Raw genomic sequence first — 13,972 nt, forward strand, 5'->3', positions numbered from 1 at the left:
TAAAAATATAAGTTTATTTGTGAACAAATGTTGATCTTTGTTTCTTTTTTGTACGTAAGTTCAGGTGTACTTAATTAATGAGGGTAAGCAAGTGAAATATTTTAAAATACTAAGTGTAACCGTATTAAGTGTGTTTTTATTGCAAGGTTGCAATGACGACGATAATGACGTAATTGAACAAGTCAAACAAGATGTAGTTGCACCAACTACGATTGTTGATGCTGCTGTTAATGACGGCAGTTTCACTACTTTAGTTGCTGCTTTACAAGCGACAGGGCTAGATACAACCTTGGCAGATACCAGTGCGAAATTTACCGTTTTTGCGCCAACGGATAAAGCCTTTGCTTTGTTGGGGCAAGGTACCATTGATGCGCTGCTGGCTGATACTGATAAGTTATCAGATATTTTAACCTATCATGTTATTAGTGGTGAAGTTGATGCCGCAGCAGCTATAGCGCTAGCTGGGACAACCGTTGATATGGTGAATGGTGATGCCGTAGGTTTATCACTCGATGGTGAAAAATTATTGGTAAATACCGCCACAGTAATTACCACTAACATTCAGACTGATAATGGTATTATTCACGTTATCGATGCTGTTTTACTCCCACCCGCAGAAATGATGGAGCCGACATTGAGTATTGTCGAAGTAGCACTGGCTGATCCTGATAATTTCTCTACCTTAGTTGCCGCGCTTAGTGCTGCTGATTTAGTGACTACCTTGTCAAATGAAGATGCTACCTTTACTGTTTTTGCTCCGACTAATGCCGCATTTGCTTTAATTGCAGGTGATACCTTGACTGCATTGTTAGGTGATACCGATGCCTTAACAAAAGTACTACTGCAACATGTTATAGCAGATGCTGCTGTAAATTCGGTTAATGCCTACGCCTTGAGTGGCAATATGGTTGATACAGCGGGTATGGATAAAATAGCACTTAACATCAACATGGACACAGATAAGCTATTGTTTGGTGGTGCCAATGTTGTGATGAAAGATATTTATACAACCAACGGCATTATCCATGTGATAGATGCGGTAATTATTGGTGATGTGGCATTACCAAAACCGAGCATGAGCTTAGTTGATATTGCCAGTAGCAACAGTGATCTATCGACACTAGTGTCAGCGTTGCAATCAACAGGCCTAGATACCGTCTTAGCTAACCTTGATAATGACTATACTGTTTTTGCTCCAACTAATGCCGCTTTTGCTAAATTACCTGCTGGCACAGTTGAAGGATTAACTAGCGAACAATTAAGTAACATATTGCTATATCACGTAATCGCTGGCGAAGTTCTTGCTGATGGCGCTATCAACTTAGCTCAATCTATGGATAACATGGCAGAAATGGCGAATGCGAGTAAAGCCGCTGTATCGTTCACTGATGGCATGCTTTTCATTAATGGCGCTAAGGTAAGTGCAGCTAATGTTATGGCTGCAAATGGTGTTGTTCACTTAATTGATAATGTGATTATGCCTCCTGCAATGATGGGTACGCCAACATTGAATATTGTTGAAGTCGCTTTGGCAGACCCGGATAATTTTTCTACCCTAGTAACCGCACTTACTGCTGCTGATTTAGTGACTACTTTATCAAACGAAGATGCTATGTTTACTGTTTTTGCTCCAACTAATGCCGCCTTTGATAAGATTGACAGTGAAGCTTTAACCGCTTTATTAGCAGACACTGAGATGCTTACTAAAGTCTTATTAACTCATGTTGTGGGTGAAAGTAGCTTAAGTTCTACAGATGCTTATGCAAAAAATGGACGTTCATTAACCACAGCATCGGATGTAATGATTGATGTGAGTATTGACGCTGATACGGGAATGCTGATGATTGGAGGAGCTAAAGTAATTATCTCTGATATCTACACAACAAACGGTGTTATTCATGTAATCGATACCGTGATTATGGAATAGTTACCTAACTTTTAGTTACCAAGTTGTTAGGCGCTAAGTTTTGGTTGGATAATTGTTCTTTCTTTTACCATGCAAAGAGTTTGATTAACATTACCGACCATGAGCCTCTGTCTTCAGAGGCTTTTTTTGTCATACCAAATCAAATAAGTTTATTCCCACTCAGAGCTTGTCAGCGGTTTGAGAACAAATAGAATTTTTTTATGTATAGTCATTCTATATTAAGAAAATTATGTGCAGTTATCAGATTGCTGACAAACTCCCAAAGGGCGAGTTGAAAAGGCTTACATGCCGCGTTATTATTTTTGATAAGGGATAAACCATTATCTTCAATCAATGCCTTGCCTCTAAGCCTTTTAAAACTCGCTGTGAGGGAAAAAACTTACTTGAATTGGTATAATACTGATCGTTTAGTGATTTTTTACGTATGAATAGTTATAAACCAGCAAGTGATATTCTTATGAAAAATTTAAATGTTACCTTACCAATATTTCCGTTACCCGTGTTCTTATTGCCAGGCGGGGTAACAAAGTTACGCATATTTGAACCACGCTATTTAAAAATGGTCAGTACCGCCTCTTCGGGTCAAGGTTTTGTTCTATGGCTTCAAGATAAAAATATAATTGCTAACGAAAGCTCTACTAGTATGCCGTGGGGTAGTTGGGTTGACATTATTAATTTTGATCAAGGTGATGACGGTATTTTAGAAATTGATGTTAAGTGTAAATCTCTGGTCGTCATTAAGAGCATAGCGCATGACGAAAATAATTTGCATTTTGGTGATGTTAGCTGCATTGCGCATTGGTCTGAAATTCATGTCGACATGGCTAAAGGAAAATTATCTACATCGTTAGCGAGTGTCTTTGCAGAGAACGAAAGGCTTGATGATTTATATCCAACGAAAGGTCTAAACGATAGCCATTGGGTGTTAGCGAGGTGGTTAGAGATACTACCTATAGAGTTAAATGTAAAAAATGCCTTTGTTGTGAGTTACAGTTTTAAAGAAGCAAAAGCGTTTGTTGAATCCGTTATTCTTGAATAGTTCTTTATTTTGAATTAGTTTTTGAATTAATTTTTAACTGCTCTTTAAAAAGTTTTGAAATAATTTCAATATAAAGTGATCCTGACACTTATTTGACCGTATAACCTGACATGTTCAAATAAATAGTGGGACGAAGCAATGCAGACTAACTTGCTAAGCAGACCGACAAGTGCTAAATCTACTAGTATGTCAGATAAAATAAATCACCCACAACTCTGCCAATGGCTAGAGTCTGTTGCTATAAGTCGAGACAAACAAGCTTTCACTCATTTGTTTCAGTTCTTTGCACCCAAAATTCTACGTATTGCACGTGGTAAATTTCCTAATGAAGCACAAGCCAATGAAGTCGTGCAAGACACTATGAGTAATGTGTGGAGAAAAGCCCACCTTTACAATCAAGACAAGGGGGCTGCAACCACTTGGGTATACACGGTAATGCGTAACGTTACTTTCGATATGCTGAGAAAAATTCAAGGTAATAAAGAAGATAATCTAAGTGATGATATTTGGCCTATCGCTGAAAGTATGAGCATCGAAAATGAAATTTTTGATGACCATTTAGAACATGCAAACTTGTTAAGTGTCATAGAAGAGTTACCTCAAGCTCAACAAGACGTTGTTAAAGGTTTTTACTTTAGAGAAATGTCTCAAGAGCAGCTAGCTGTGCATCTACATTTACCACTAGGGACAGTTAAATCTCGATTACGTTTGGCCCTAGGAAAACTCAAAGTACAGTTAGGAGAAAAACATGATTAACCATCACCCTAAATTTGAGCTTATTCAAGCGTTTGTAAATGGTGATTTACCTGCATCTTTATCTGCTGGTATCGCTATTCATGCAGATATGTGTCCGGTATGTCAGCAAACGATCGCCCAATTTACTGAACAAGTGGCTGAAAATAGTTTTGAAGAAGAATACTTAGATAGATTCATCATTGATGACAATGAAGCACTAGAAGCGATTGCAACAATAGATTTTGATCACATGATAGATAATATTGTTGAATCTTCTGATATCGCTGTTGTTGTACCAAAAGTAGAAAAAACAGTCAGTTTTAATGATACTACTTACACTCTTCCTGCAGCATTAAATAGTATGGAAATGGGTAAACATGCTCAAATTGGTAAGTTAACGAGAGCTCGAATTCAGTTGAATGAAAATGAAATCCATAGCAGTTTACTACATATACAGCCTGGTGGAGGCGTACCTGAACATACGCATAAAGGTTTTGAGCTTACGGTGCTGTTAGCGGGATCATTTCATGATGAAAGTGGTGAGTATGTTAAGGGGGATTTTATCATGCTTGACAGTTCTCATCAGCATCATCCTATTTCTAGCAATGGTTGTCTTTGTTATACCGTTGCTAATGATGCACTACACTTTACCCATGGTATTAATAAGTTGCTTAACCCAATAGGTTCTTTCATATATTAGCTAGCTAAGTATTTAACAGTTAAAGCGTTAATTAAAGTTAAAATCAGAAATTAGAAGGAAAGGATTATGATTTATTCAGTGGATAAGAAAGACATAGAAATTGGTATTAGCGCTTGTTTAATTGGTGAAAAGGTTCGGTTTGATGCCAGTAATAAACCGTCTCATTTTTGTATTAAAGAATTTTCAGAACATGTTTCATATAAGTCATTTTGCCCAGAAGTTGCTGTAGGTTTACCTATTCCTAGACCAACCATTCGTCAAATAAAGCGTGATGATGTTATTCATGTTTCTCAAAAAGATGGCAGTGGCGATGTTACCGAGGCCTTAAAAGCGTATGGAAAAAAAGTAGCCAGCATGACCAAATCGTTAAGTGGTTATATTTTTTGCGCTAAAAGCCCAAGTTGCGGCATGGAAAGAGTTAAGATTTATAGCCCCGAAGGTAACTCATTACCCTCAAAAGGTATCGGTGCTTTTGCCAAAGAAATTATGGATGCTAACCCGTTATTACCTTGCGAAGAAAATGGCCGTCTAAACGATCCTCTACTGCGTGAAAACTTTGTTGCCAGAGTATTTGCTTATAAACATTGGCAAACGATTGTTGAATCAGGATTAACTAAGCACAAGTTAACCACCTTTCATAGCCATTACAAGTATACGGTGATGAGCCACGATTTAATCGCCTATAAAGAGTTAGGGCAATTATTAGCAAGAGCTGATTTACCCCTTGATGAGGTGGCGGCGCAATATATTTTAGGATTAATGACGGCACTGAAAATTATAGCGACCCGTAAAAAGCATGCTAATACACTGGCGCATATTCAAGGATACTTTTCAAAGCACTTACAAGCGAATGAAAGACAGGAATTATGTGAACAAATTGATGCTTATCGCGAAGGACTTATTCCGTTAATGGCACCTTTAACGTTAATTAAGCATTATCTACTTAATCATCCAAAAGACTATTTAACAAAGCAAGCGTACTTATCTCCTTACCCTGATAAATTAAGATTGAGATACGCTTACTAACTGATTTATATTAACTTTAGTTTAGATGCTAAATAAATTAGTAACCCAGTCACCCATATTTTTAATTATTCTTCCGTGATGCCTTTAACCGGGCACATAAGGATCCCGCTTGCTACTTTGGCTCCGTAATGACCTTCGAACACACGACAATCCAGCGTTACACTATTTCCTGAGTCGTAACGCCTTAAGTCAACATGATTCAGCAGTACCAGCGAAAGCTATCTTTTTTATCTGTGAACAACAATGGCAACAACATGATTGGTCGCCGATAAAGATAGATTTTATTAAGCGTCACGCCCATGCCCTTGTTAAAGAACTCGCGCTATTAAATATCGAACTTGAATTGATTGAACTCGATAATTTTACCCAGCAAAAAACGTATTTACACAGCTATTGTCAACTGCACAATATTACTGAAGTGGTGGCTAATAGTGAGGTTGAATTTAATGAACAGCAACGAGATAAAGCCTTATATTTAGAATTAAAGGCTAGCGGTATTCCATTAACCTTACTTGAAGCAGACGTAATCGTACCAAAAGGCAAAGTCCTGAATCAGTCGGGTATTATGTATAAGGTTTTTACACCGTTTAAGCGTGCTTGGTTAACCTATATTCAGCAAGGCGGCTTTGAGTATTTAGGCAAAGTATCTGTTAAATCGTCAGCGGTTAACAAGGCTGATAATCAAGAAGAAGATCAGGGAAGTATTTCTAGTACCTGGCCGCTAGCAACTGTTTTTGAGCAGCAAATACTACCAAAGTTTTACCAACAAAAAATAAGCACTTACAAACTTAATCGTGATATACCATCGATTAAAGGTACGTCGGGTATATCACCTTATTTGGCTGCAGGTGTTATCAGTCCTCGTTTTGTACTTCGATTATTACTTAACAAACATCCCGATTTGTTAGTCGCGTCAGACAGTGAAGAATTTTCATGGTTGAATGAGATTATTTGGCGAGAGTTTTATCGCCACCTGCTTTTTCATGAACAACGATTATGTAAACACCAATGTTATAAAGAAAATTATCAAGAGATGTTGTGGCATAACGATGCTGCATTATTTGATGCGTGGTGCCAAGGCAGAACTGGCTACCCACTTGTTGATGCTGCAATGAGGCAGCTCAATCAAACAGGCTGGATGCATAATCGTCTTCGTATGGTCGTGGCGAGCTTTCTAACCAAACATTTACTCATTGATTGGCGATTAGGTGAAAAATATTTTATGCAGCACCTGATTGACGGCGATTTAGCTTCAAATAATGGTGGCTGGCAATGGGCGGCTAGCACTGGCTGTGATGCACAACCTTACTTTAGGATTTTTAATCCTATTAGACAAAGCGAACGTTTTGATCCAAAGGGCGTTTTCATACGTAAATATATACCAGAGCTTAACAATATTTCTGATAAGGCGATTCACTTTCCTCATCAATATATTAAGGATAATGAACTAAATATTTATTGGCCAGCGATTGTTGAGCACAAAGAGGCTAGGTTAAAAGCGTTAGCTTTTTATAAGGTGTAAAGAAAGGCTAGGTCGGTAACTCATTGTTAAGAAATTGGTTATGCGGTCATTGCGTTCATAGTGTTGTTATTAAGGTATTCATCATCAAAGTTTTAGTCAGTAAGGTAGTGTTATGGAAAATAAAACGTTAGATCACACCCTACAAGGTGCACCTTTGTGGCTAACTAATTTTGTGCTTGTTTATCAAAAGCTATCGAAAGAGAATCTGCAATTATTAGCCACTATTTACCATGAAAATGTCACCTTTATTGATCCTCTACACACAGTGGAAGGCTTTGATGATTTATATCAGTACTTTGAAAATCTCTATCAAAACCTTTCTGCGTGTGATTTCGTTATTGAAGAGGTGATTTGGCAGGATTCGCAAGCTTCACTATTTTGGACCATGACTTACCAACACCCTAAGCTCAACAAAGGTAAAATGGTTACTGTCGTTGGCACCTCACATATTAAGGGAGAAGGCGATAAGGTTATTTACCATAGAGACTTCCTTGATTTAGGTGCAATGCTTTATGAGCAGCTGCCTATACTCGGCAAGCTTACTAAGTGGATAAAAACTAAGGCGGCAAACTAATGGCCATTCAAAATGTTTTAATCACAGGGGCAACATCAGGCATTGGCTTGGCGTTATTTGAAAAGTACACCAATCAAGGTGAAAACGTGATTGCCTGCGGTCGAAACCCAGGAAAAATGGCCCTTCTGGAGTCACGCTCTTATAAGACCTGTTTATTTGATATCACTGAGCCGGCACAAATAGCGGCTGCCGCTCAAGATATTAAAGAATTAGATATACTGATTTTAAATGCCGGTGATTGTCGCTATGTTGATGATGTTAAAAATTTTGATGGTGAGTTATTTTCTAATATCATCAATACCAACCTTTCTTCCTTAGGTGCGCTATTACAATACTTTTTACCAAAAGTGAAAAAGGGCGGGCAAGTCGTTTTTGTTAGTTCAAGTGCCACTATTTTACCGTTTCCTCGCAGTGAGGCTTACGGGGCATCAAAGGCCGGGATGGACTATTTAGCTAATAGTTTGAGGCTTGATCTACTTGAGCATGATATTGACGTTACTTTAGTGCACCCTGGTTTTGTTAGCACACCTTTAACGGATAAAAATGACTTTGCGATGCCTTTTATGCTGACCAGCGAACAAGCCGCGAGTCGTATGCTGATTGGTATTGAAAAGCGAAAAAAATATCTACATTTCCCCAAGCGACTAACGCTTATTATGAAACTATTTTCTGTTTTACCTTCGTTTTTATGGCAATCACTTATTACCAAAAATGATAGATCGAGTAAGAGTCACACTAGGGAAGATCAAGTATGAAGCATTTTGCCATTATTGGCTCCGGCATTTCCGGACTAACTGCCGCTTATTTATTATCAAAAAAGCATAAGGTTACCGTATTTGAGAAAAATGACTCTGTTGGCGGCCATACGGCAACGGTTGATATAGAAAAGTCAGGGGACAAATTTGCAATAGATACCGGTTTTATTGTCTTTAATGATAGAACCTATCCTAACTTCTTAGCTTTGTTGGATGAAATAGGTATTGGTAAAGTACCCACTGAAATGAGTTTTTCTGTTCACAATTGCCAGTCAGGCCTTGAATACAATGGACATAATCTAGATACATTATTTGCCCAACGACGAAATATATTCAAACCGACCTTTTGGTTATTAGTTAAAGAAATATTACGCTTCAACAAGTTATGCAAAAGCATTTATCAGCAAGATATTTATAGTGATGGATTAACATTAGGTGCATTCTTAACTGAACATAACTTTAGTGACTTTTTTGCTGAGCATTATATTTTACCAATGGGCGCAGCAATATGGTCTAGCTCATTAGCACAAATGGAAGATTTCGAATTCACATTTTTTGTTAAATTCTTCCATAATCATGGCTTATTAAATATTGCCGATAGGCCACAATGGTATGTCATTCCAAAAGGCTCTCGAAGCTACTTAACACCATTATGTGCACCGTTTAAGGATAATATTAACGTTAATGCCAATATTACCAGCATTACTCGAAGCAATGATAAAGTACATTTGCATTTTGAAGATATGCCTAGTCAAACGTTCGATGAAGTGGTTATTGCTTGTCATTCTGATCAAGCACTCTCCTTATTAAATGATGCAAGCCAAGATGAAAAGTCGGTGTTATCTGCAATGCCTTATAGTGCGAACACTGTTGTTCTGCATACCGATGAAAAATTATTACCTAAACGCAAAAAAGCCTGGGCAAGTTGGAATTATCAATTAAACCATAATCGTGGTAATAACAGCAGCCATGATCGCAGCCATAACCGCAGTGCAGCAGCTAGCGTTACTTACAATATGAATATATTGCAGGGTATTCAAAGTAAGCACACCTTTTGCGTTACCTTAAATCAAAAAGATGACATAGACCCCAAAGAAATATTAAGGGAGTTCACTTATCACCATCCTGTTTTTTCGGCCGATTCGATAAAAGCCCAACAGCAAAGACATATCATTTGCGGCGTTAATCACACGCATTTTGCTGGTGCTTATTGGCACAGTGGTTTTCATGAAGATGGCGTAAGAAGCGCCGTTGAAGTGGCTGAACGGTTTGATTGTTATATAGGTGTAACTGATGAACATGCCTAATTCATTTAGTAATAGCCATATTTACCTCGGTAATGTTATGCATCGACGCTTTAGCCCCAAAAAGCACAGCTTTGATTACCGTTTATTTATGCTAGCGCTCGATGTTGCTGATGTTGAAAAGGCTCAGGGTGGTTTTGGTGTTTTTGGTTTTTCATGGTATCGACCATTACGTTTTGTTGAAACAGACTATTTAAAGGAAAGTATAAAAGATAATTCAAAAGATAACCTAGCAGGTGATCCCCGTTCATTAAGTCACCGTATAAAGAATAAGGTACACGAATTAGCAGGTTATGCAGATATAAAAAGAATTGTTATGTTGGTGCAAGTTAGGTGTTTTGGTATTTACTTTAGTCCCGCCAATTTTTATTTTTGCTACGACCAAGACGATAAATGTACACAAATGCTCGCAGAAGTCAGTAATACACCTTGGAATGAACGCCATTATTACTTAGTAGATTTGTTAAAAGAAGAAGGTGATAAAACCACGAAAAAAATGTTTCAAGTTTCACCTTTTATGGACTTAGCTATGACTTACTTTTGGCAGGTAACTCCACCGTGCAATGGTAATGATAAGTTGCTGGTTAAAATTGAAAATAAACGTGTTAATGACGAAAGCGGCACAGTAAGTAAGTTATTTGATGCAAGTTTAGTGATGAGGAGAAAACCCTTCACTAAAGCCAGTTTATTGCGCATTTGGGGGCAATTGCCTGTTATGACAATGAAAGTTGTAGTCACAATTTATTGGCAAGCATTAAAGTTATTCATCAAACGTGTGCCTTTTATTGGTTATCAAAAACCGAGTTAGTGGATTATCTTTGAAAGCTTGAATTTAAGAAGGAGAATAAAAATGGAAAATATTGAAGGGGTTCGAGTACTAAAAGCGGCTAACTGGTTAGATAAACGTTGTCGTACCTTAGTGCTAAACATTTTCTCGAAGCTTACCTATGGTCAACTAGAGATTGTTGAAGGATCTATTCATTCGCATTTCCCTGAAACGGTTAGTGAACAAAGTATTAAAGGTAAAATACATATCCATGATCCGAGTGTTTACCGTGACTTTGTTAAAGGTGGGAGTATTGGTGCATCTGAGGCTTTTATTGATGGTAAATGGAGTAGTCCCAATTTAACCAATGTTATTAGAATTTTCGCCAAAGCTCAACAGCAGACCGATAGCTTGGAAGCAAACAAGTCATGGATGAATAGGTTGAAAAATACCGTCAGTCATTGGCAAAATAGAAATACCCAATCAGGTTCAAAGCGTAATATCTTAGCTCATTATGATTTAGGTAATGAGTTGTACACGCGATTTTTAGACCCGGATATGATGTACTCGTCTGCTATTTATCCGACAGAAGACGCTTCATTAGATGAGGCTCAACAGCATAAACTCGCCACTATTTGCCAGCGATTATCACTAAATGAACATGATCATTTATTGGAAATAGGTACTGGCTGGGGAGGCTTAGCAATATATGCAGCTCAGCATTATGGTTGCCGTGTAACGACAACGACTATCTCTGATGCACAATATGCCTATGCACAAGCTCGTATAGAAAAGTTGGGCTTAACAGATAAAATTACCTTGCTTAAAGAGGATTACCGAAATTTAACGGGAGTTTTTGATAAAGTAGTTTCCATTGAAATGATAGAAGCTGTTGGTTATGACTTTTTACCTAGTTTCTTTAAGCAGTGTAATGACCGATTAAAAGTTGGCGGTAAGTTGCTTATTCAATCAATTACTATTGCCGATCAACGTTTTGACTATTACAAAAACAACGTTGATTTTATCCAACGCTATATATTCCCCGGTGGATTTTTACCGTCAGTTAATGTGTTGACTCAAAATATTACTGATCACAGTGAGTTGGTTGTTGAATCCCTAGATGATATAGGGCTTGATTACGCTAAAACGTTAGCGCACTGGAGAGAGAACTTTTTGGCATCTTGGTTAGAGCTGACTCAACATGATTATGACGAAACCTTTAAACGATTATGGCTTTATTACTTTGCTTACTGTGAAGGCGCATTTTTAGAGCGTTCAACTAGCGCGGTCCATTTAGTGGCTAGAAAATAGATATTGAATTTATTTGAGAGTAAAAAGTAGGGAATAAATTTTCCTACTTCATTGACCTATCTAGCTTACGTCTATCTACTCAACGATATTATCCTTTAAATCTGAGCTGGCGTATTGATAAAGCAAGCATCATTATAATTAAAATAATGACAGAACTGCTGCCACCATCACTATGCACTTCAGTGTAATACTCAACATATTCTAGGTCATAGTCACTGCTCTCTAAGGGAAGACCATATAAGCTATTACTGTCATCACTACTGTAAGAAGCCACTATATTCGGGAAGCCCACCTCATACAGGTCTATGAGGATGTCGTAATGATTGGCACTAAAACCTTGTTCTAAGGTGCTATATACCTCAAATTCATCATCTGAACTCTCACCATGTATAACAAAATTGTCAGTACTGTAATAATGAACCCAAGGACCGCCATTTTCACTTAAGTACAATTCAGCATAAACTACCGCCTCATCATGAGGATTACCAGTAAGTAAATCAGCATCAAAAGTCACACTAAAAGTCTGAAAATATCCATCGGCATCAAGATCTTCAATTAATTGTGAATAGCCTTCATAAATAACAAAAGTACCGTCGCTGAAGCTTCTACTGCTTTGGTTCAACCCTGGTATTGCCGCTATGTTTTTAGCGGTACTTCGTTTACGTGCCTGTTGTTGCTTTTGGTCAATCATATCCTCACGAGTCGTGTTTAATGCTTTATTCTTTTCTTGGTCGCTATCACCAAGTAGTACTCTTTGTTTAATATCTTTTAATACTTGTTCTTGTGATGCACTGTCTATTGAACTGGCTACTTGCCCGCTAGAGTAACTTTGAACAACTTTAGTATTCGTTATATATGTTGTGTCAGTTGTACTTGCTGTGCCTGCTATCTCATTTGCATTGTCGGCTTCTAACGCAAAGCTTGGTAGTGTAATCATCATAAGAGTTAACATGAGTGTTAACTGTAAAGTCGTTAGTAGTATTGGTGAAAACCTTGATGTTACTTTTAATGTTAACTGCTTGATAAAATTGCTCATCATTAAATCCTTCCTGTATCGATTTAAGACCATTAAAGCGTAAGTTAAATGAACTCAAGCTGAACAAATAAAATGTCAACTGATAACTTTTATCCGTGAGATCTCTAATACAGTGAAGTATTCAGACTCCGTTCAGTTAGATTTTTGTATTATAGGATTAAACTTGGTTTATTTGCGGCAAGCATTCTTTTACACTGAGTGCTCTATAGGTTTTATCTGCATTAGGTATTGAGATGATGTTACGAGTTCTTTTATTCACGCTATTCATAAGTGTAATTGCTTTAAGTGCAACTGCTGTGGCGGCAGATACGCAAGCTAATGCGCAAAAGAAACAGAAAGCTATTAGCTCACAGCAGGCGGCAAAACTCGTTAAAAAACGCTACGGCGGTACTGTTTTGAATGTAAAAAAACAAAAAAATAATACGGCTTATAAAGTAAAGATTGTAAAACCCAATGGGCAAGTAGTATCGAAAAAGGTCAATGCCAAAACGGGTAAGATTGAAAAAAATTAACGAGCAATCACTCGAAAGGAAAAAGCAATGCGTTTACTTTTAGTTGAAGATGATCAAGCGTTACAACAAGAGCTTCAAAAACAATTACTTTTACAAAACTATTCGGTAGATGTCGCTTCTGATGGAGAGATTGCCTTATTTCAAGGGCTTGAATATGACTATGATATTGCCGTTATAGATTTAGGTTTACCAAAGATTGATGGTACTACGGTAGTTAAAGCACTCAGAGAAAAAGGCCGTAATTTTCCTATTCTAATTCTTACTGCTCGCGATCGTTGGCAAGATAAAGTTTCTGGTCTAGATGCTGGCGCAGATGATTATTTAACTAAACCATTTCATGTGGAAGAGCTCACTTCACGCTTAAATGCGTTGATCAGACGTAGTGCGGGCAAAGCCAGTACTATGATTAATAATGGTCCCTATAGTTTGGATATCGCTACATCTCAAGTACTGGTAGAACAGGTAAGCGTTAGTTTAAGTGCTCATGAATTTAAAGTGTTTAAGTATTTAATGTTACATGTAGGTGAGGTGATTTCTAAAACCACCTTAACTGAACATATTTATGATCAAGACTTCGATTTAGACTCTAATGTCATTGAAGTATTTATCAGACGTTTACGTAAAAAGCTTGACCCAGACAGTAAATATAACTTCATTGAAACGAAGCGTGGCCAAGGCTATCGTTTACTTAAATTCACTTAGCTTAACTTCCCAGATTAGGTTTATTTTTGCTTACATTTATCAAACCATTTTTTAATGTTTTCC

14 protein-coding genes are annotated in these 13,972 nt (G+C 37.5%); 13 read left to right on the forward strand and 1 reads right to left on the reverse strand.

The genetic code is table 11. From position 1 onward, the window contains the following. Positions 1–91 precede the first annotated feature (91 nt). The 11 genes from CPS_RS06095 (at position 92) to CPS_RS06145 (ending at position 11,659) form a co-directional block, all read left to right on the forward strand. The gene (locus tag CPS_RS06095) at positions 92–1,927 is read left to right on the forward strand and encodes a fasciclin domain-containing protein (RefSeq protein ID WP_011042212.1); all 1,836 of its coding nucleotides are present in this window, start codon (positions 92–94) and stop codon (positions 1,925–1,927) included. A 457-nt stretch (positions 1,928–2,384) separates the two neighbouring features. Continuing rightward, positions 2,385–2,966, forward strand: coding sequence for an LON peptidase substrate-binding domain-containing protein (locus CPS_RS06100; protein ID WP_011042213.1), 582 nt, complete (start codon positions 2,385–2,387; stop codon positions 2,964–2,966). A gap of 138 nt (positions 2,967–3,104) precedes the next feature. Next, on the forward strand, positions 3,105–3,722 hold the full coding sequence (locus CPS_RS06105; RefSeq protein WP_011042214.1) for a sigma-70 family RNA polymerase sigma factor: 618 nt from the start codon (positions 3,105–3,107) through the stop codon (positions 3,720–3,722). Further along, positions 3,715–4,401: a ChrR family anti-sigma-E factor gene (locus tag CPS_RS06110; protein WP_011042215.1), complete on the forward strand. Its 687-nt coding sequence runs from the start codon at positions 3,715–3,717 to the stop codon at positions 4,399–4,401. The genes CPS_RS06105 and CPS_RS06110 overlap by 8 nt, the downstream gene beginning before the upstream one ends. A gap of 66 nt (positions 4,402–4,467) precedes the next feature. Next, positions 4,468–5,427 (forward strand): YbgA family protein, encoded by a 960-nt coding sequence (locus CPS_RS06115; RefSeq protein WP_011042216.1) that lies wholly within the window; start codon positions 4,468–4,470, stop codon positions 5,425–5,427. Positions 5,428–5,536: 109 nt separating this feature from the next. Beyond that, complete coding sequence (locus CPS_RS06120; RefSeq protein WP_011042217.1) at positions 5,537–6,949, forward strand: cryptochrome/photolyase family protein; 1,413 nt, start codon at positions 5,537–5,539, stop codon at positions 6,947–6,949. A 112-nt stretch (positions 6,950–7,061) separates the two neighbouring features. Then, the gene (locus tag CPS_RS06125) at positions 7,062–7,523 is read left to right on the forward strand and encodes a nuclear transport factor 2 family protein (RefSeq protein WP_011042218.1); all 462 of its coding nucleotides are present in this window, start codon (positions 7,062–7,064) and stop codon (positions 7,521–7,523) included. After that, positions 7,523–8,278, forward strand: a complete 756-nt coding sequence (locus CPS_RS06130) for an SDR family NAD(P)-dependent oxidoreductase (protein WP_011042219.1) — start codon at positions 7,523–7,525, stop codon at positions 8,276–8,278. The genes CPS_RS06125 and CPS_RS06130 overlap by 1 nt, the downstream gene beginning before the upstream one ends. Continuing rightward, the gene (locus CPS_RS06135; RefSeq protein WP_011042220.1) at positions 8,275–9,585 is read left to right on the forward strand and encodes an NAD(P)/FAD-dependent oxidoreductase; all 1,311 of its coding nucleotides are present in this window, start codon (positions 8,275–8,277) and stop codon (positions 9,583–9,585) included. The genes CPS_RS06130 and CPS_RS06135 overlap by 4 nt, the downstream gene beginning before the upstream one ends. Continuing rightward, on the forward strand, positions 9,572–10,390 hold the full coding sequence (locus CPS_RS06140; protein WP_011042221.1) for a DUF1365 domain-containing protein: 819 nt from the start codon (positions 9,572–9,574) through the stop codon (positions 10,388–10,390). Before CPS_RS06135 ends, CPS_RS06140 begins: the two co-directional genes overlap by 14 nt. 42 nt (positions 10,391–10,432) lie before the next feature. After that, a complete protein-coding gene (locus CPS_RS06145; protein WP_049757773.1) occupies positions 10,433–11,659 on the forward strand; it encodes an SAM-dependent methyltransferase in 1,227 nt (408 codons plus the stop codon). A gap of 88 nt (positions 11,660–11,747) precedes the next feature. Here CPS_RS06145 and CPS_RS06150 read toward each other — a convergent pair whose 3' ends face one another. Continuing rightward, positions 11,748–12,698 carry a choice-of-anchor H family protein gene (locus CPS_RS06150; RefSeq protein ID WP_011042223.1) on the reverse strand — a complete coding sequence of 317 codons (951 nt, stop codon included), beginning with the start codon at positions 12,696–12,698 and terminating at the stop codon, positions 11,748–11,750. Positions 12,699–12,928: 230 nt separating this feature from the next. Here CPS_RS06150 and CPS_RS06155 point away from each other — a divergent pair, with 230 nt between their 5' ends. Then, positions 12,929–13,207 (forward strand): PepSY domain-containing protein, encoded by a 279-nt coding sequence (locus CPS_RS06155; protein ID WP_011042224.1) that lies wholly within the window; start codon positions 12,929–12,931, stop codon positions 13,205–13,207. 27 nt (positions 13,208–13,234) lie between these two features. After that, positions 13,235–13,909: a response regulator transcription factor gene (locus tag CPS_RS06160; RefSeq protein WP_011042225.1), complete on the forward strand. Its 675-nt coding sequence runs from the start codon at positions 13,235–13,237 to the stop codon at positions 13,907–13,909. Positions 13,910–13,972 lie beyond the last annotated feature (63 nt).

This window comes from Colwellia psychrerythraea 34H (genome assembly GCF_000012325.1).
Lineage (GTDB): Bacteria > Pseudomonadota > Gammaproteobacteria > Enterobacterales > Alteromonadaceae > Colwellia > Colwellia psychrerythraea_A.